Annotated in this window: 20 protein-coding genes; 8 read left to right on the forward strand and 12 right to left on the reverse strand. The window is 47.8% G+C overall.

From position 1 onward, the window contains the following. Positions 1 to 57: 57 nt before the first annotated feature. Both yeaV and dmlA read right to left on the reverse strand, forming a co-directional pair. Positions 58 to 1,611 (reverse strand): BCCT family transporter YeaV, encoded by a 1,554-nt coding sequence (gene yeaV, locus ACJHYD_RS04465; RefSeq protein WP_410228810.1) that lies wholly within the window; start codon positions 1,609 to 1,611, stop codon positions 58 to 60. A gap of 250 nt (positions 1,612 to 1,861) precedes the next feature. Further along, the gene (gene dmlA, locus ACJHYD_RS04470; RefSeq protein ID WP_000978487.1) at positions 1,862 to 2,947 is read right to left on the reverse strand and encodes a multifunctional D-malate/3-isopropylmalate/tartarate dehydrogenase; all 1,086 of its coding nucleotides are present in this window, start codon (positions 2,945 to 2,947) and stop codon (positions 1,862 to 1,864) included. Positions 2,948 to 3,049: 102 nt separating this feature from the next. On the opposite strand from dmlA, the gene dmlR reads away from it, so the two are divergent. From dmlR to ACJHYD_RS04495, 5 genes are all read left to right on the forward strand, one after another. Then, entirely contained in the window at positions 3,050 to 3,973 is a 924-nt protein-coding gene (dmlR, locus tag ACJHYD_RS04475; RefSeq protein WP_001328838.1) for a DNA-binding transcriptional regulator DmlR, read from the forward strand. Between the two features lie 126 nt (positions 3,974 to 4,099). After that, positions 4,100 to 4,738 (forward strand): leucine efflux protein LeuE, encoded by a 639-nt coding sequence (gene leuE / locus ACJHYD_RS04480; RefSeq protein ID WP_000457202.1) that lies wholly within the window; start codon positions 4,100 to 4,102, stop codon positions 4,736 to 4,738. 172 nt (positions 4,739 to 4,910) lie between these two features. Continuing rightward, positions 4,911 to 5,270 carry a DUF1971 domain-containing protein YeaR gene (gene yeaR, locus ACJHYD_RS04485; RefSeq protein ID WP_000939323.1) on the forward strand — a complete coding sequence of 120 codons (360 nt, stop codon included), beginning with the start codon at positions 4,911 to 4,913 and terminating at the stop codon, positions 5,268 to 5,270. A gap of 3 nt (positions 5,271 to 5,273) precedes the next feature. Then, positions 5,274 to 5,456, forward strand: coding sequence for a DUF1869 domain-containing protein (locus ACJHYD_RS04490; RefSeq protein ID WP_000513737.1), 183 nt, complete (start codon positions 5,274 to 5,276; stop codon positions 5,454 to 5,456). A gap of 147 nt (positions 5,457 to 5,603) precedes the next feature. Further along, positions 5,604 to 5,852 (forward strand): GlsB/YeaQ/YmgE family stress response membrane protein, encoded by a 249-nt coding sequence (locus ACJHYD_RS04495; protein WP_000512153.1) that lies wholly within the window; start codon positions 5,604 to 5,606, stop codon positions 5,850 to 5,852. A gap of 58 nt (positions 5,853 to 5,910) precedes the next feature. Here the strand turns inward: ACJHYD_RS04495 and yoaJ are convergent, their stop codons facing one another. The 3 genes from yoaJ to dgcP are packed head-to-tail and all read right to left on the reverse strand — an operon-like array spanning position 5,911 to position 7,144. Continuing rightward, a complete protein-coding gene (yoaJ, locus tag ACJHYD_RS04500; protein WP_001386836.1) occupies positions 5,911 to 5,985 on the reverse strand; it encodes a protein YoaJ in 75 nt (24 codons plus the stop codon). A gap of 2 nt (positions 5,986 to 5,987) precedes the next feature. Next, positions 5,988 to 6,086, reverse strand: a complete 99-nt coding sequence (locus ACJHYD_RS04505; protein ID WP_001219350.1) for a YoaK family small membrane protein — start codon at positions 6,084 to 6,086, stop codon at positions 5,988 to 5,990. A gap of 32 nt (positions 6,087 to 6,118) precedes the next feature. Beyond that, positions 6,119 to 7,144 (reverse strand): diguanylate cyclase DgcP, encoded by a 1,026-nt coding sequence (dgcP, locus tag ACJHYD_RS04510; RefSeq protein ID WP_001551220.1) that lies wholly within the window; start codon positions 7,142 to 7,144, stop codon positions 6,119 to 6,121. Between the two features lie 182 nt (positions 7,145 to 7,326). Here dgcP and yoaF point away from each other — a divergent pair, with 182 nt between their 5' ends. Then, positions 7,327 to 7,581 carry a DUF333 domain-containing lipoprotein YoaF gene (yoaF, locus tag ACJHYD_RS04515; RefSeq protein ID WP_000691930.1) on the forward strand — a complete coding sequence of 85 codons (255 nt, stop codon included), beginning with the start codon at positions 7,327 to 7,329 and terminating at the stop codon, positions 7,579 to 7,581. Between the two features lie 21 nt (positions 7,582 to 7,602). Here the strand turns inward: yoaF and ACJHYD_RS04520 are convergent, their stop codons facing one another. Beyond that, positions 7,603 to 7,950 (reverse strand): DUF488 domain-containing protein, encoded by a 348-nt coding sequence (locus ACJHYD_RS04520; RefSeq protein ID WP_001025381.1) that lies wholly within the window; start codon positions 7,948 to 7,950, stop codon positions 7,603 to 7,605. A 54-nt stretch (positions 7,951 to 8,004) separates the two neighbouring features. Continuing rightward, positions 8,005 to 9,186 carry a 2-nitroimidazole transporter gene (gene nimT, locus ACJHYD_RS04525; protein ID WP_001551219.1) on the reverse strand — a complete coding sequence of 394 codons (1,182 nt, stop codon included), beginning with the start codon at positions 9,184 to 9,186 and terminating at the stop codon, positions 8,005 to 8,007. 96 nt (positions 9,187 to 9,282) lie between these two features. Between nimT and nimR the strand changes: the two genes are divergently transcribed. Further along, positions 9,283 to 10,104: a DNA-binding transcriptional regulator NimR gene (gene nimR / locus ACJHYD_RS04530; RefSeq protein WP_000972237.1), complete on the forward strand. Its 822-nt coding sequence runs from the start codon at positions 9,283 to 9,285 to the stop codon at positions 10,102 to 10,104. Here nimR and ACJHYD_RS04535 read toward each other — a convergent pair. After that, positions 10,061 to 10,507: a DUF441 domain-containing protein gene (locus ACJHYD_RS04535; RefSeq protein ID WP_000460707.1), complete on the reverse strand. Its 447-nt coding sequence runs from the start codon at positions 10,505 to 10,507 to the stop codon at positions 10,061 to 10,063. The genes nimR and ACJHYD_RS04535 overlap by 44 nt on opposite strands. A 169-nt stretch (positions 10,508 to 10,676) precedes the next feature. Between ACJHYD_RS04535 and yoaI the strand changes: the two genes are divergently transcribed. Next, on the forward strand, positions 10,677 to 10,781 hold the full coding sequence (gene yoaI, locus ACJHYD_RS04540; protein ID WP_000999630.1) for a small membrane protein YoaI: 105 nt from the start codon (positions 10,677 to 10,679) through the stop codon (positions 10,779 to 10,781). Here the strand turns inward: yoaI and yeaK are convergent, their stop codons facing one another. The 4 genes from yeaK to ACJHYD_RS04560 form a co-directional block, all read right to left on the reverse strand. Beyond that, positions 10,782 to 11,285, reverse strand: a complete 504-nt coding sequence (gene yeaK / locus ACJHYD_RS04545; protein ID WP_001551218.1) for a mischarged aminoacyl-tRNA deacylase — start codon at positions 11,283 to 11,285, stop codon at positions 10,782 to 10,784. Positions 11,286 to 11,327: 42 nt separating this feature from the next. Then, positions 11,328 to 12,818, reverse strand: a complete 1,491-nt coding sequence (gene dgcJ / locus ACJHYD_RS04550; RefSeq protein ID WP_000766137.1) for a diguanylate cyclase DgcJ — start codon at positions 12,816 to 12,818, stop codon at positions 11,328 to 11,330. 180 nt (positions 12,819 to 12,998) lie between these two features. Continuing rightward, complete coding sequence (locus ACJHYD_RS04555; RefSeq protein ID WP_001551217.1) at positions 12,999 to 14,474, reverse strand: GGDEF domain-containing protein; 1,476 nt, start codon at positions 14,472 to 14,474, stop codon at positions 12,999 to 13,001. Between the two features lie 146 nt (positions 14,475 to 14,620). Continuing rightward, on the reverse strand, positions 14,621 to 15,904 hold the full coding sequence (locus ACJHYD_RS04560; RefSeq protein WP_000219686.1) for a YeaH/YhbH family protein: 1,284 nt from the start codon (positions 15,902 to 15,904) through the stop codon (positions 14,621 to 14,623). Positions 15,905 to 16,001: the final 97 nt, after the last annotated feature.

Genomic DNA, 16,001 nt, shown 5'->3' on the forward strand with positions numbered 1-16,001 from the left:
TCAGTTGTCGCCTTTGAATACGGTTCCCGCAGGGAGCACTGGCGTTTTTTCCGGGGCTTAAACCGGTGTCTGCGGGAGATAATGTTCAACTTGATGAGCCGGAATGTCGGCGTAATCCTGTTTCAGCCAGCGAATAAAGCCACCGACTTTCACCAGTAAAATAACGAGGAAGGGCAGGGCTGTAAGTACCACAGTGGTTTTCATGGTTTCCAGCGACGCGCCAGTAAATAAGATAGACAGTGGAATCAGGGTGATAACCACGCACCAGAACAGGCGAAGAGCACGGTCAGGGTCGTCACCTTCCTTAAGATTTCGCGTACTGGTCGCCGCCATGGTGTAGGCCACCGCATCCATATGCGAGGCAAGGAAAATAATCATCACGCCCAGGTATGCGGCGAGGAACAATTTACCGGCTGGCAACGACATCAGAACTTGCTGCACAGCTGTCTCGCCGCCCAGTGTTTCCAGCACCTGTGGGACGTTGATTACGCCATTGATAAACTGGTGAATGGCATAGCTTTCCATTACGCCGAAGAAGAACCAGCAACCGACGGTGCTGCCGAGGATCAGTCCCCAGATAACTTCTTTAATCTTACGACCGCGTGAAACGCGTGTGACAAACATTGCTACGCCAGGGGTGTATGAAATCCACCACAGCCAGTAGAAAACGGTCCAGTTGCGGGTAAATGAACCATCGCCAAGCGGATCGGTGAATAAGCTCATTTGCAGGAAGTTTTGCGTGGTCAGGCCGATGGCATTGATGATGCTGTTGGTAATAAATTCGGTTGGACCGACAATCAGCACCAGTAATGGCAGCAGGAACGCGCCCCAGCCAACCATTTTGCTCAGACGTTGCAAACCGTTGTTGATACCAATCCACGAGCTTAGGCAAAAAATGCCGCCGGAAAGCAGGATCACAAATGCCTGCACGGTGAAGTTATCGGGTAAACCGGTCAGCGCGGAAAGCCCACGAGTAAAGGTTGCTGCGGTAACAACAAGGGAAATGGTCAGCGCACCGACAGTGGCGATCAGGAACATCAAATCGACCAGTTTTCCCCACGGGCCTTGCGGGCGAACGCCGGTAATCGCGGCAATAATGCCGGAAAGGCTCAGACCTTTGTTTTTCCGCACATGAAAGTGATAAGCCATGATTAATGAGGCCAGCGTATAAGTTGCCCAGGCGCTGATGCCCCAGTGGAAGAAGGAGTAAGGGACGCTAAATTCGAGTGCCTGTTGTGAACGCGGTGCGATATTTAATCCAGGTGTTTGATAATAATAGGCCCATTCAGCAACCCCCCAATAAAGCGTAGAAGAACCTAAACCGGCACAAATAAACATAAACAGCCAGGAGAGCGTGCTGTATTCCGGTTTTCCTTCTCCAAGACGAATATTGCCGTATTTACTGGTGGCTAAATAAATCACCAGTCCCATTGCCAGCAAAACCAATACCTGTACGGCGGAACCTAACGTACGCGTAACAAAAGTGTATATTGCGTTGGCCGCGTCGGCCGATTGTTGTGGGAAAAGGCTTAATGCAGCTGCGATGAAAAGAATGGCCACCAGGCTGATGCTTATCAGCGGCACATCTTTTTTCTTAACATTGCTCATCATGAGTCATCTCCTGGGCATAAAAGCCCGTCTCTGGCTTTTGCCAGTTGTAATTATTTGCAGGGTAATGAGTTGCATGTTGTGTTTAACAAATTGATTATTTACATGTTACATAAATTAAACAATTAAGAATACGGAAAGCCATAAAACACGAAACGGAAACAATAAAAGGTGAAATGACGCAGGTTATTAACTGCAAAGAACGAATAAAAAAACCGCGTCAGTGACGCGGTTCAAATAAACTGGTTTGACCTTAACGCAAAATAATTTTGCAAATCGCGTCGGCAACCTGTGGCGTGGTGGCATTGCCTTTCATATCAGGTGTTTTCGGCCCGTGAGCAATCACTTCTTCAATCGCGGCCAGAATACCGTTATGCGCTTGCTGGAAACGCTCATCGCCATTGCCGAGAAAATCGAGCATCATTGCACCGGCCCAAATTGTGGCGATAGGGTTAGCAATGTTTTTCCCGTAGATATCCGGCGCGGAACCGTGGACTGGCTCGAAGAGCGACGGGAAAGTGCGTTCCGGATTCAGGTTGGCGGATGGGGCAATGCCAATGGTGCCGGTGCAGGCCGGGCCAAGATCGGAAAGGATATCGCCAAACAAATTGGACGCCACTACCACATCGAAGCGTTCCGGCTGCATCACAAAACGCGCGCAGAGAATATCAATATGCTGCTTGTCCCAGCAGATCTCCGGGTAATTCTCGGCCATTGCTTCCACTCGCTCATCCCAGTACGGCATGCTGATGGCTAAACCGTTCGATTTAGTGGCAGAAGTTAGCGTCTTACGTGGGCGGCTTTGCGCAAGTTCGAAGGCATAACGCAAAATGCGATCGACACCACGACGCGTAAATACCGATTCCTGAATGACGACTTCATGCTCTGTACCTTCATTCACTCTGCCGCCGAGCGAGGAATATTCGCCTTCGGTGTTTTCCCTGACCACGTAAAAATCGATGTCGCCAGGCTGTTTTCCCGCCAGCGGGCAGGGAACGCCAGGAAAGAGACGAACCGGGCGCAGGTTGACGTACTGGTCGAATTCACGACGAAATTTCAGCAGCGAACCCCACAACGAAATATGGTCCGGAACGGTGTCCGGCCAGCCGACGGCACCAAAATAGATGGCGTCGAAACGGCTAAGTTGCTCATGCCAGTCGTCCGGCATCATTTTACCGTGATGGCTGTAATACTCGCAGCTCGCCCACTCCATTTGCTCAAAACTCAAGGCGAAGCCCCAGCGCTCAGCGGCAGCCTGTAACACGCGAATCCCTTCAGGAAGGACTTCTTTGCCAATCCCGTCTCCCGGGATCGCAGCAATACGCATCGTTTTCATCATTGGGTTCTCACTTCCTGACCATCAAAATTGACAACATCACCATCCTATAATTGACTGAAAAGGAATTAATCCCTGTAACTGGTGAAACATAAAACACGAATCATGAATAATTTACCGCTGCTGAACGATTTGCGCGTCTTTATGCTGGTGGCTCGCCGGGCTGGTTTTGCCGCCGTGGCGGAAGAACTGGGCGTTTCTCCAGCGTTCGTCAGCAAGCGCATCGCCTTGCTGGAGCAAACGCTAAACGTGGTGTTGTTACACCGCACCACCCGCCGTGTCACCATTACCGAAGAAGGAGAGCGGATTTATGAATGGGCGCAGCGGATTTTGCAGGATGTCGGTCAAATGATGGACGAACTTTCTGACGTGCGTCAGGTGCCGCAGGGGATGCTGCGTATTATCAGCAGCTTTGGTTTTGGACGACAGGTGGTGGCCCCGGCGTTATCAGCGCTGGCGAAGGCGTATCCGCAACTGGAATTACGTTTTGATGTGGAAGACCGGTTGGTCGATTTGGTCAATGAAGGTGTCGATCTCGATATTCGCATTGGCGATGATATCGCCCCTAATTTAATCGCCCGCAAACTGGCGACCAATTATCGCATTCTCTGCGCGTCACCGGAATTTATTGCGCAACATGGCGCGCCGAAACATTTAACCGATCTTTCTGCATTGCCGTGCCTGGTCATTAAAGAGCGCGATCATCCTTTTGGTGTCTGGCAATTACGCAATAAAGAAGGCCACCATGCGATTAAAGTTACCGGCCCACTGTCGTCTAATCATGGAGAAATTGTCCATCAGTGGTGTCTTGATGGGCAGGGGATTGCTCTGCGCTCCTGGTGGGATGTTAGCGAAAATATTGCCAGTGGTCATTTAGTGCAGTTGCTACCGGAATATTACCAGCCAGCGAATGTCTGGGCCGTTTATGTTTCAAGGCTGGCGACGTCAGCGAAAGTGCGGATAACGGTAGAATTTTTACGCCAGTATTTTGCCGAGCACTACCCGAATTTTTCACTGGAGCATGCCTGATTAATGATTCAATTATCGGGTTGATATCGGGTTAAAACCTGATTTTCTCCTTTCTAAGCCGCTACAGATTGGTTAGCATATTCACCTTTAATCGCGCATGATCGAAAGATAATTAAAGAGGTTAATGTGTTCGCTGAATACGGGGTTCTGAATTACTGGACCTATCTGGTTGGGGCCATTTTTATTGTGTTGGTGCCAGGGCCAAATACCCTGTTTGTACTCAAAAATAGCGTCAGTAGCGGTATGAAAGGCGGTTATCTTGCGGCCTGCGGTGTATTTATTGGCGATGCGGTATTGATGTTTCTGGCATGGGCTGGAGTGGCGACATTAATTAAGACCACCCCGATATTATTCAACATTGTACGTTATCTTGGTGCGTTTTATTTGCTCTATCTGGGGAGTAAAATTCTCTACGCGACCCTGAAGGGTAAAAATAACGAGGCCAAATCCGATGAGCCTCAATACGGTGCCATTTTTAAACGCGCGTTAATTTTGAGCCTGACTAATCCGAAAGCCATTTTGTTCTATGTGTCGTTTTTCGTACAGTTTATCGATGTTAATGCCCCACATACGGGAATTTCATTCTTTATTCTGGCGACGACGCTGGAACTGGTGAGTTTCTGCTATTTGAGCTTCCTGATTATTTCTGGTGCTTTTGTCACACAGTACATACGTACCAAAAAGAAACTGGCTAAAGTGGGCAACTCACTGATTGGTTTGATGTTCGTGGGTTTCGCCGCCCGACTGGCGACGCTGCAATCCTGATGCTTTCAGCCCGCGTTGTCGCGGGCTTCCCATCTGTAATCCTCCCTGATTCTTCTCTGATATGGTGCTAAAAAGTAACCAATAAATGGTATTTAAAATGCAAATTATCAGGCGTACCCTGAAACGGCTGGAATAAACCATTTTCAGCGCATTCACCGAAGGAGGGAAAAGGATGCTGCAAATCCCACAGAATTATATTCATACGCGCTCAACGCCTTTCTGGAATAAACAAACTGCGCCTGCCGGAATATTCGAACGTCATCTTGATAAAGGAACGCGCCCGGGAGTTTACCCACGCCTTTCCGTTATGCATGGGGCGGTCAAATATCTCGGCTACCCTGATGAACACAGTGCAGAGCCTGATCAGGTGATCCTTATCGAAGCGGGGCAGTTTGCGGTGTTCCCTCCAGAAAAGTGGCACAACATTGAAGCCATGACTGACGATACTTATTTCAACATTGACTTCTTCGTTGCCCCTGAAGTCCTGATGGAAGGTGCGCAACAACGGAAAGTCATTCATAACGGGAAATGAATCATGGGCAAAGCAACGTATACCGTGACCGTCACCAATAACAGCAATGGCGTTTCTGTCGATTATGAAACAGAGACGCCGATGACTTTGCTGGTGCCAGAAGTGGCGGCTGAAGTGATAAAAGATCTGGTGAATACCGTGCGTTCTTATGACACGGAAAACGAACATGATGTTTGTGGTTGGTAATTATCACTGATCGTTGATGGCGCAATTTCTGCGCCATCGCAAAAAAATCCTCCGTGATGCTCGTCACAAATCTTGCCCTCCCGATGTTGTGCTATGCTTTTTATCAGCGACTAACCCGCTAATGCAAAATAGATAAGTGAGGAAACAATGGGCATTCTGTCATGGATTATTTTTGGGCTTATTGCCGGTATTCTGGCGAAGTGGATCATGCCAGGTAAAGATGGTGGTGGATTCTTTATGACTATCCTGCTGGGGATAGTCGGTGCCGTAGTCGGCGGATGGATCAGCACGCTGTTTGGCTTTGGTAAAGTCGATGGCTTCAATTTTGGCAGCTTCGTGGTTGCCGTTATTGGCGCGATTGTCGTGCTGTTTATCTACAGAAAGATTAAAAGTTAACGCGTAAATTGCACAAAGGCTGCACACAGGCAGCCTTTGCTATTTTCTAGATGTGACGTTACCACCATCCCAGCTCAGTGCCGAGTACGACAATAATCGCCACACCCATCATAATAATCGTTGTTTTTTTCATCTTTATGCTCCCGGGGCAGCATAGCCGCCAATAAAAAACCATGCTAAAAATACGACCGCTGTAATAAAGATTACAACCGGAAAAATAATACCGATTCGCATGTTATCACCAATCAAAAGGATGTGAATACGCCTCAGGAATGTAGCGCTGGATGCGCGACAAAAGGTGTTTTCTGTTTGTGTTTTTTCTCCTGATACATCGCGATATCGGCAGCATGCAGGGCACTGTCTGCATCGGTCGTTTCAGGATCGACTTCTACTATGCCAAGACTGGCACCGGGATAATACAAATCAACATCACCTAAGTGATATTCTCCGCATATTTGCTGCTGAATACGTTCTCGCAGAGACGAAATATCCGCATTCTCGTTGTTCAGTGAAACAATCAAAAACTCATCACCGCCGAGACGACCAATAACTTCGCCATTTTGCTGGAGCGTATTAAGGCGCTCGCCAACCTGAATGAGGAACAAATCACCACTATTATGACCAAAACGATCGTTGATTAATTTGAAGTTATCCAGATCGATAAACGCGATCATTATCTTATGGTTAAGATGTCGGGCGAGAGAAAACAGCGTCGTCAGGTTTTCAAAAATCGCCCGCCGATTCGGTAGCCCGGTTAACGAGTCGGTATACGATTGCGCAATCAGCGCAGCATTGGCTTCGCGCAGCTGTTCAACCAGTGCCTCTTTTTGAATATATTGTGCAATCAGTCCGGCGAATAACTGTAAAACCTGTTCCGCGCGTTCACTCCACTGGCGCTTCTCACTACTGGCGGCGCAAAGCGTGCCATAGAATGATCCATCCGGTAAGTGAATTGGCGTGCTCAGAAATGTGGTGATGCCAAGATTGCGTGCCGCAATACAGTCGCCCCAACGGTCAGGGACTTCATCGCTGAAAAAGCAGTTTTCATCAATGGCGCGTTTGCATAACGAGTAATCCCACGAGACGGTAAAATTCTCCGGGATGTGCATTTTCTGGCTGTTACGGGCAAACATAATATGCTGCAGGCGCGCTTCGACATCCACTTTGGTCAGGTAGGTTGATTCCATATCAGTGACCATTTCCAGCATCTCCAGAAGCTGTCGGACCAGACTTTCCAGTGACTGTTCTTTGGCAAGGGATTGCGAGACGCGGGCGATAATCTGATCTGACACGAAACAACTCCAGGATACGGCGGGTAAATGCTGATTATTTAATCTTTGCAGGCATGATAAAACATCATCAACAAAGATGAAACAAGGCGTAATATGATTTGAGTGAATGTAATAAAAATAGTGCTGCAAAACAAAACGATACCGCGATACTCTAAGTCTGGATAAATATGTGAGATCAATAAATGAAAATTATCAGTTTTGTTCTGCCTTGCTTGCTGGTCCTGGCTGGTTGTTCAACCCCTTCTCAGCCAGAAGCACCCAAACCGCCGCAGATTGGTATGGCAAATCCGGCGTCGGTCTATTGCCAGCAGAAGGGCGGGACGCTCATTCCAGTGCAGACAGCGCAAGGGGTCAGCAACAATTGCAAATTACCGGGCGGTGAAACGATTGATGAATGGGCATTGTGGCGACGGGACCATCCGGCTGGTGAAAAATAACCGCCGGATGCTGTACTAAAATCACAAGCTACGTAGCCAGTCGGCCAGCACCAGCGCATGGTTCTGCGTGGTGTTTTTTGCTGAGTAGAGCAGGGTCAGCGGCTGTTTTTTGGCGATGTCCGCCAGCCGCTTTCCTTCTTGCTCGTGTTGCGCTAGTTCTGCAAGATATTGCTCGCGAAAGGTTGCAAAATCGACGACTTCGCCGTGAAAGGCTTTGCGCAGTTCCGTTGACGGCGTGATTTCTTTATCCCACTCATCAAGGGCTAAATCGGTTTTTTTGATACCACGCGGCCAGAGGCGGTCGACCAGTACGCGATAACCATCGCTCTGTTCTGCCGGATCATAAACGCGTTTGCACTGAATATTCATCGTGTTTGTTCTCCCTTCCACGCATGATTGGTCACGTCACTATAGCACCGGATATTAGCGAATTTCTTTGTCTCTCCCGGCGCAAAGTCCGAAAATCGCCATCAGTAGTGAAAGTATGGCAACACCCATCAATGGTATGGACCAGTCACCGTTAGTATCGTGTATTTTACCCATCAGCGGCGGCCCACAGGCTGCCAGCAAATACCCGACGGATTGTGCCATCCCCGAGAGTGCCGCCGCCTGATGCGCAGAACTTGCCCGAAGACCAATGAACGTCAATCCCAGTATCATTGTTGCGCCGGAACCAAAACCGAAAAGCAGAGTCCAGGTGATCGCGTGCGCTGGCATAAAGCAGAGCCCAACCGCGCCCACTGCGCACATCAAGGCAACGAACGCTGCAATACCACGCTGATCTTTCACATGATGTAAGAAAAGTGGGATCAGCAAACCGGGAGCTGCTGTGGCTAGTTGCAGCAAACCATGCAGTGAACCCGCCTGTGCTTCGCTATAGCCGTGGCTGATGAGGATCGCCGGAAGCCAGCCAATAATCACGTAATAGACCAGTGAGTTGATCCCAAGAAACAATGTTACCTGCCAGGCAAGCGGCGAACGCCAGATACCCCGAGTATGTAAGGCGCGTGAGGTACTCAAATTTGCATGTTGTTGACTTCGCCACTGTGGCAGCCATAAAAAAAGAGCCAGCAGAGGAAAAGACATCAGCATGAGCAACGCGCCTTGCCAGCCAAAACCGTTCAAAGCCAGCGGCACGACCATAGCCGATCCCAGTGCCGCTGCAGCTCCCATTGTCAGGGAATATGCGCCGGTAAGTCTGGCGACGGAATGAGGGAAATCGCGTTTAATTAATCCTGGCAGTAAGACATTGCCTAATGCAATCCCACCGCCAATGACCGCTGTACCGCCAAATAAGAAGTAAGGCGAAGGGAGAGAGCGAATTGCGATGCCAGCACAGATCAAAAGTAACGCGGCAAACAGGCTACGTTCCATACCAAAACGTCGCGCCACCGGGGCAGCCAGAGGTGAGATTAGCGCAAAGGCTAATAATGGCAGGGTGGTCAATAAGCCGGTTTGCGCCGTCGTCAGCGAGTAAGCGGAACGAATCGTATCCAGTAACGGTGCTGCGCCGGTAAAGGTGACGCGTAATGTTGTGGCAATCATTAAAATGCCAGCGATAAGGACAATCCTGTTTTTGCCGCTTAATGAAGTTGAACAGGTCATATGCTTCTCATTGTTACAAACGAGGCTGTACCTTACCGTTTTTATTGTTATGTTGAATCAAGCTAAAATGACAAATTATCGCTAAATTCGGACAAAATGATGCACAGGTTGAATCTCAATGGCTATGAACCCGACCGACACCATGAAGCCGCGGTCGCATTTTGTATTCACGCCGGAACGGATGAGTTAACCAGTCCTGTACATCAGCACCGCAAAGGACAGCTGATACTGGCGCTACATGGTGCAATTACCTGTACGGTGGAAAATGCTTTGTGGATGGTGCCACCGCAATATGCGGTTTGGATACCGGGCGGAGTGGAACATAGCAATCAAGTGACAGCTAACGCTGAACTCTGTTTTCTGTTTATCGAACCCAGCGCAGTGACAATGCCGACAACCTGTTGCACATTGAAAATATCGCCCTTATGCCGGGAATTAATTTTAACCCTGGCAAACAGGACGTCGACTCAGCGTGCTGAGCCGATGACCCGCAGATTAATTCAGGTCCTGTTTGATGAACTCCCTCAGCAGCCACAACAACAGCTGCACCTACCCGTTTCTTCTCATCCTAAAATTCGCGCGATGGTGGAGATGATGGCGAAAGAGCCCGTCGAGTGGGGGTCATTGGGGCAATGGGCTCGCTTTTTTGCGATGAGTGAACGCAATCTTGCCCGACTGATAGTGAAAGAGACGGGGTTGAGTTTTCGCCAGTGGCGTCAGCAGTTACAGCTGATTATGGCGCTTCAGGGATTAGTGAAAGGCGATACTGTACAGAAAGTTGCTCATACGCTGGGGTATGATTCAACAACGGCCTTTATTACTATGTTTAAGAAAGGCCTGGGGCAAACGCCAGGCCGATATATTGCGGGATTAACTACTGTTTCCCCACAATCAGCGAAACCAGACCCGCGGCAATAAGCGGGCCAACCGGTACGCCGCGAAACAGCGCCACGCCCAAAACAGTGCCCACCAGCAGCCCGGCGACCAGTTGCGGCTGGCTGCCCATTAACGTCACGCCGCGCCCACCTAGCCAGGAGACAATAACGCCTACTGCAATTGCCACCAGCGATTTCCAGTTCAGAAACGAGTGAATCAGGGTTGAGGGCGGTAGCGTGCCGCTGGCGATGGGGGCCATAACGCCAATCGTCAGAATGATTATCCCGATACTTAGCCCCTGTTTTTCAATCCACGGGAAAAAGGTGCTTAACGGTGTGACGCGGACAATGATTAACACCAGAATTGAAACGGCGACAGTGGTGTTATGACTGATAAAGCCCAGCGCAGCTAACCCGAGCAGGATCAGCAAAGTGACATCAAACATCGTGGTTTCCTTGCCAAAGAATAATAAGCCTGCTTACTTTACGCTTGCTGCAGGAAGGAAGTAGAAAATCTTTACGTTTTTTGCATAAAAAATCAGGCGAACTGTCATCAAACTGCCATTTGCGCACGCTAACAATAACGTGAAAACAGCTATCTCCCGGGGGTATACTATGAACGATCAAATGTTCGTCGAGACACTGATTATCACGTCATCGTTTTTTGCCATTGCTGTTGTGCTGGTTTTGTCCGTTCTTCTTATCGAACGGACAGGCTAGTTACACAGTGCGGCGGAAATTGACCAGTTCTGGTTGCGCAATGCGCAAATAATCCGCGGTTTTCAAAATAACGGATTTATCCAGCATGCCTGCATTGAAGGCGATTTCATCAAATCGTTCGAAGAGTAGGGGATCGGCAACCAGTTTGAGTTTTGGATGGAAGCTGAAAGGGGGGATCGCGCCGAAGACACAGCCTGTGAGTTCATCGACTTCCGCCGGGCTGGCCAACGAAGCGCGTAATCCGCCTATATGGCTGGCGAGTTGGCTCAGATCGGCCTGTTGATCGGCCGCGAGGATCGCCAGAACATGTTGATTTACACCATTGCCTTTGACTTTACATACCAGTGCCTTAGCCCCCTGGCCTAAAGCGGTGCCACGAATTTCTGACACCGCTTCGCATTTACCTACCGCTTCATGGGTAACGACGCGGAAGTCAGCACCTTCTTGTGATAATAAAGCGATTAACCGCTGATGCGTCACGCTTCCTTTAGCCATTTCAGTCATTTCATGCTCCTGAGATTACAAGCAAACAACCACAGAAGATTATCATGAACGGCTGTTTTTGTTCTGCTTATTGACATATAAACGCTCATCGGAAGCTTTATACGCATCATGTAACGTATCGTTTTCTTTCATCGCGTAAATACCGGAAGAGAAGCCGATCTCTTTCTGCGGCGCGATATGTTGCAGACGTTTTTCGATACGTTCAGGCAGTTGTGCTGCAATTTGCGGCGTCGAATCGACAAGAATGATGCAGAATTCATCGCCACCGAGTCGGATGGCATAATCACTTTTACGAATCGACTGTTTAATCGCCTGAGCTAATAACGTAATCGCTAAATCCCCCTCCTGATGACCAAGGGTGTCATTTATTTGCTTTAACTTGTCCATGTCAATTGCAATAAACATCACCGAAGAACCGGATTGCACCAGTTTTTGCAACCGCTGCTCCAGTTCAGGGGTTAAAATTTTGCGATTATAGAGTCCAGTCATCGCATCACTAATATTTTCTCGCGACACATTTTGGTATAAACGGAAGTGCATCCGCACCATATTCAGCAAAATTAACGCCGTCAAAATCCAGAACAGAACGCTTTTCCACGAAGACGTGATAAAGTAAAGAATATCAATGGATAACGAGACACGAATGCCGCCCGGTAAGTCATGGACGTAACTGACATACTGGAACAGATTATCTTCGCTCTGGTTGATGATAATGTCGCGCCCCGAATCGGTATCGGTTAGCGTGACATTGAGAAAACGCCAGAGGAGAGGGCGGTCATGAGTGTAAAAGATATTCCGCAGATTGTTTTTGTTAATATCCAGCAGCACAATCCCTTTTAGCTGCCCTGCGACATATACCGGCGTCAGCAAACTCATCACGTTCTGTTTAGTACGCTGATCCTGGTAAATGCTCGATAATACGGTACGCCCGGTAAATACCTTTTCAATATCTTTGCGATCGATGCCAATACTTCCTGACTGCAGGAAGGACCAGTTATTCATCGCAAAGTATTCAACATTAACCGGCTCATAAAAATAGACATAGCGGTCATTGAGATCGAGATAATAGTGAAATTTCTCTTCGGCCATCCCAAGACCTGAACCGTAATCATCCTGGTGGCGGTTGCCTTCCACTGCCTGATCAAAAGCGGGTAATAGTGCAGCAGCTTCCACAATTGTGTCGCAGTCAGTGGATGCGGTTTGTAGTGTGCCGCGTAAGCCCGGGTATTTATGGGCAGTCAGGTTTAAGCCATGGGTATTATTGGCAGACTCAAAAGCCTCGCAGATGGCGCGCCGCTGTTCTGGCGACACTTCCGACTGCTCAGCAGCGAGAGCGCGCATCACATGCGCGGCAATACTCTGATTCTGATACTTATCATAAAGAAAGGAGGAGTCTGCTCTCTGCACGATATAGCGCAGATAGGCACTCATTGCTCTGTCGCTGGCGACAAGTTCAAAAATAAGGAAGGAAGATGTCAGCACAATGACACTTGCGGCGATAAAATGCCGGAGCATTCTATGGTGCAATTTCATGATAAATGGCACTCCTTCGGTTAGTGAAACGAGAAAACCAGATAAAGTTCGATTGCGGCCTGGCACAGGGGCGCTAATTATACTCATCTCTGCGCCGCTGGGGAGGGGAAATTTAGGGGTAATAGTAATAAATTGTATGCAAAAGCCACGCAAAAAGCATGGCTCTGAATATTTTTGCACTTAAATATGATGAATAATCACTTTGTTGCCCCCCTCGCTTTTCGCTTCGCGTAAGGCTTTATCTGCTTCCGTCATGACAAGCGAGATATTACGTGTGTCACCCGTTGAAAAAACCGTGCCAATACTGATGGTCATTTGCTCAGGAACATCATATCTGTTACTAAAGCCGGTCAGGAGTTCGACATTTTTACGCATACGTTCCGCAATGATTTTTGCCTGGGCACTATTGAGTTCGGTAAATAGCAAGCCAAACACCTCACCCTCCAGTCGCGCTAAAATATCATCGGGGCGGATGCTTTGCTGGATAATATCGACAATTGAAACCAGCACTTTATCACCCACACGATGTCCCCATTGGGCATTGATGCGTTTGAACTGATTAATATCAACCAGCATGACACAGAAGTCCTTAACAACAGGTCGCGACAATAATGACTCTACGCTGTTGAAAAAGTAGCGCCGATTATAAATATTGGTCAGTACATCATGAACTGCCAGTTTGCTGGAGAGTTGCAGTTCCTGAAAAATGTTATAAATCAGAAAAGACACCACAAACAGTTTACTGGAAACTTCAATCCCGCGACTGATATACCAGATGGTATAATTATACTCATCCAGAGTCAGTAGAAGTAAGTTGCAGCATAGCGATGCCAGACATAATAATGCTATTAACGGCCATAGTTCGCTGGCTAATCGTGTACGCATGATAATAAAGAACAGTAAAAATGCCCACAGACAAACCAATATTTTTGTATAGTTGATTCCCCAGGTCGCAGTATGGTTGTCCGGACAGTAATCGACGACATACAAAGAATAGTCAGCGTTATAACTGCTCAGATTGTGTGCCAGAAGGGGAAAAACTAAAAAAGGGATCAGCGCCAGCAACAGTATTCCCGTTTTTTTCTTATTATTGTTCAGGATGTTGTCTTTACCATAACAAAAGAGCGCCAGCGAGGTTAAACAAATGAAACTGAGTTGGCGGAAAATATAGAAAATAGAAACATCATTCGACTTTGTCTGGATCAGTGTACTGCCGTTGATTGGTTTATGGATAATTACAATGGTTTCAACTAAATAGATAAGGCCACTTAAAAACGCAAGGCTTAAAATGAGTGTTGGTAAAATTTGTTTGTTAGTGAAATATTTCATTAACATGAAAAGAAAAATGACGGCGTTAAGGAAAAACAAAGCCACAACAACCATCAGGTAATTCATCTGTGGGATGAGTTTTACATTCGTGTTTTCGTTATATAAGGTAGTAATGCAAAATAAAATTAACGTCAGCAATAAACTGAAAATAAAAAAGCCTTGAGCTTTTAATTTTTGTGTACCCATAGAAGCCATAAAAAGGAGAGCAATGTGAGTGCTGGATTTTATTGATGGCAGAGATATATAGTTTTGACCAGGATCAATTTTCGTTGACGATAAAAAATAATTAAAGAATAACCCCAGGGAAATACGTGTTGACCGAATCATTTTTCCGAATGATTGTTTTCTGGAACTAAATTGTGTAAAGGTTATGCTGTCATATTTAAAGCGATTGTAAGATAATGTATGTAATAAATGAGATAATTTACAGTGAGCTAAAAATCAGCCAGGCGATAATGACCCGGCTGATAGTTTTAGTCTTTAGCTGTTGCATTTTGTTTATGAAACAGTTCACGGAACACCGGATAAATATCATCCTGGTCGCGGATATGCTGCATCGCAAAGTTGTCGAAAGTAGATTGCAGATGCTCATATTCTCGCCACAGTGTCTGATGAGCGCGACGGGTAATTTCGATATAGCTGTAATAACGAACGACGGGTAATAATTTTTTCGCCAGGATTTCATGGCAAAGCGGAGAGTCATCGGCCCAGTTATCGCCGTCCGATGCTTGTGCCGCGTAAATATTCCACTGTGCCGGGTTATAACGCTCTTTCACTACCTCATCCATCAGTTTCAGGGCGCTGGAAACAATGGTGCCGCCAGTTTCCTGCGAGTAGAAAAACTCATGTTCATCGACTTCTTTCGCCTGGGTATGATGGCGGATGTATACGACTTCCACGTTCTTATATGTTCTGCTGAGGAACAGATACAGCAGAATATAAAAACGCTTAGCCATATCTTTAGTGGACTGATCCATTGAACCGGAAACGTCCATCAGGCAAAACATCACTGCCTGGCTGGAGGGATCGGGCCGCTTCTCGTAGTTCTTGTAACGTAAATCGAAGGTGTCAATAAAAGGGACGCGTTCAATTTTGGCACGTAATTCTGCAATTTCTTTGCGCAGACGTTCCTCTTCCAGTAGTTGCGCAGGTTCACTGTTGCTGATGATGGCCAAATTCTCTTCCAGTGCATGAAGTTCCCGCCGCTTGCCTGCCGTCATGGCTGTGCGTCGCGCCAGTGAGTTCTGCAAGGAACGCACAACGCTGATATTGGCCGGAACGCCGTTAGCGGTATAACCCGCCCGATGCGTTTTATATTCGGTCAGCTGGCGTTGTTGGTTTTGTTTCAGATTCGGTAAGGCCAGATCTTCAAAGAGCAGATCAAGATACTCATCTTTCGAGATCTGAAAGACAAATTCATCCTGACCTTCACCATCCTGGCTGGCCTGGCCCTGACCACTGCCGGAACCTCCGCCGCCACCCTGGGGACGTTCAATTCGGTCATTCTGGACGAAATGGTCATTGCCCGGATGCACGCGGTGGCGCAGACCGCCACGCCCCTGATGAAACATCGGTTCGCTAATATCTTCCGTGGGAATGGATACAGACTCGCCGCTGTCGACGTCAGTCACCGAACGCTTATTAATGGCCTCGGAGATCGACTGTTTAATTTGCGCTTTATAACGGCGTAAGAAACGCTGGCGATTCACCATGCTTTTGTTTTTGCCGTTCAGACGCCGGTCAATAAACCAGGTCATATGCCCCCCGTACTACATTTGCCAACTGTATGCTACGCCTGTGTTGCCGCTTCTCTGGCCCACGGTTCGCTGTCGTTGTAGGCCCGGTAGCATGTGT

Origin of the sequence: Escherichia sp. WS1368, from assembly GCF_046487485.1 — a bacterium.
GTDB classification, from domain to species: Bacteria; Pseudomonadota; Gammaproteobacteria; order Enterobacterales; family Enterobacteriaceae; genus Escherichia; species Escherichia coli.

Excerpts from the sequence above, each read along its gene's own strand:
- ACJHYD_RS04505 (WP_001219350.1), bottom strand. The coding sequence starts at position 6,086 with ATGCGAATCGGTATTATTTTTCCGGTTGTAATCTTTATTACAGCGGTC.
- ACJHYD_RS04490 (WP_000513737.1), top strand. The coding sequence starts at position 5,274 with ATGGGCAAAGCAACGTATACCGTGACCGTCACCAATAACAGCAATGGC.
- dmlR (WP_001328838.1), top strand. The coding sequence starts at position 3,050 with ATGAATAATTTACCGCTGCTGAACGATTTGCGCGTCTTTATGCTGGTG.
- dmlA (WP_000978487.1), bottom strand. The coding sequence starts at position 2,947 with ATGATGAAAACGATGCGTATTGCTGCGATCCCGGGAGACGGGATTGGC.
- ACJHYD_RS04495 (WP_000512153.1), top strand. The coding sequence starts at position 5,604 with ATGGGCATTCTGTCATGGATTATTTTTGGGCTTATTGCCGGTATTCTG.
- ACJHYD_RS04520 (WP_001025381.1), bottom strand. The coding sequence starts at position 7,950 with ATGAATATTCAGTGCAAACGCGTTTATGATCCGGCAGAACAGAGCGAT.
- ACJHYD_RS04560 (WP_000219686.1), bottom strand. The coding sequence starts at position 15,904 with ATGACCTGGTTTATTGACCGGCGTCTGAACGGCAAAAACAAAAGCATG.
- nimR (WP_000972237.1), top strand. The coding sequence starts at position 9,283 with ATGATGCACAGGTTGAATCTCAATGGCTATGAACCCGACCGACACCAT.
- yeaV (WP_410228810.1), bottom strand. The coding sequence starts at position 1,611 with ATGATGAGCAATGTTAAGAAAAAAGATGTGCCGCTGATAAGCATCAGC.
- yoaI (WP_000999630.1), top strand. The coding sequence starts at position 10,677 with ATGAACGATCAAATGTTCGTCGAGACACTGATTATCACGTCATCGTTT.
- dgcJ (WP_000766137.1), bottom strand. The coding sequence starts at position 12,818 with ATGAAATTGCACCATAGAATGCTCCGGCATTTTATCGCCGCAAGTGTC.
- ACJHYD_RS04535 (WP_000460707.1), bottom strand. The coding sequence starts at position 10,507 with ATGTTTGATGTCACTTTGCTGATCCTGCTCGGGTTAGCTGCGCTGGGC.
- yeaR (WP_000939323.1), top strand. The coding sequence starts at position 4,911 with ATGCTGCAAATCCCACAGAATTATATTCATACGCGCTCAACGCCTTTC.
- yoaF (WP_000691930.1), top strand. The coding sequence starts at position 7,327 with ATGAAAATTATCAGTTTTGTTCTGCCTTGCTTGCTGGTCCTGGCTGGT.
- yeaK (WP_001551218.1), bottom strand. The coding sequence starts at position 11,285 with ATGACTGAAATGGCTAAAGGAAGCGTGACGCATCAGCGGTTAATCGCT.
- ACJHYD_RS04555 (WP_001551217.1), bottom strand. The coding sequence starts at position 14,474 with ATGATTCGGTCAACACGTATTTCCCTGGGGTTATTCTTTAATTATTTT.
- nimT (WP_001551219.1), bottom strand. The coding sequence starts at position 9,186 with ATGACCTGTTCAACTTCATTAAGCGGCAAAAACAGGATTGTCCTTATC.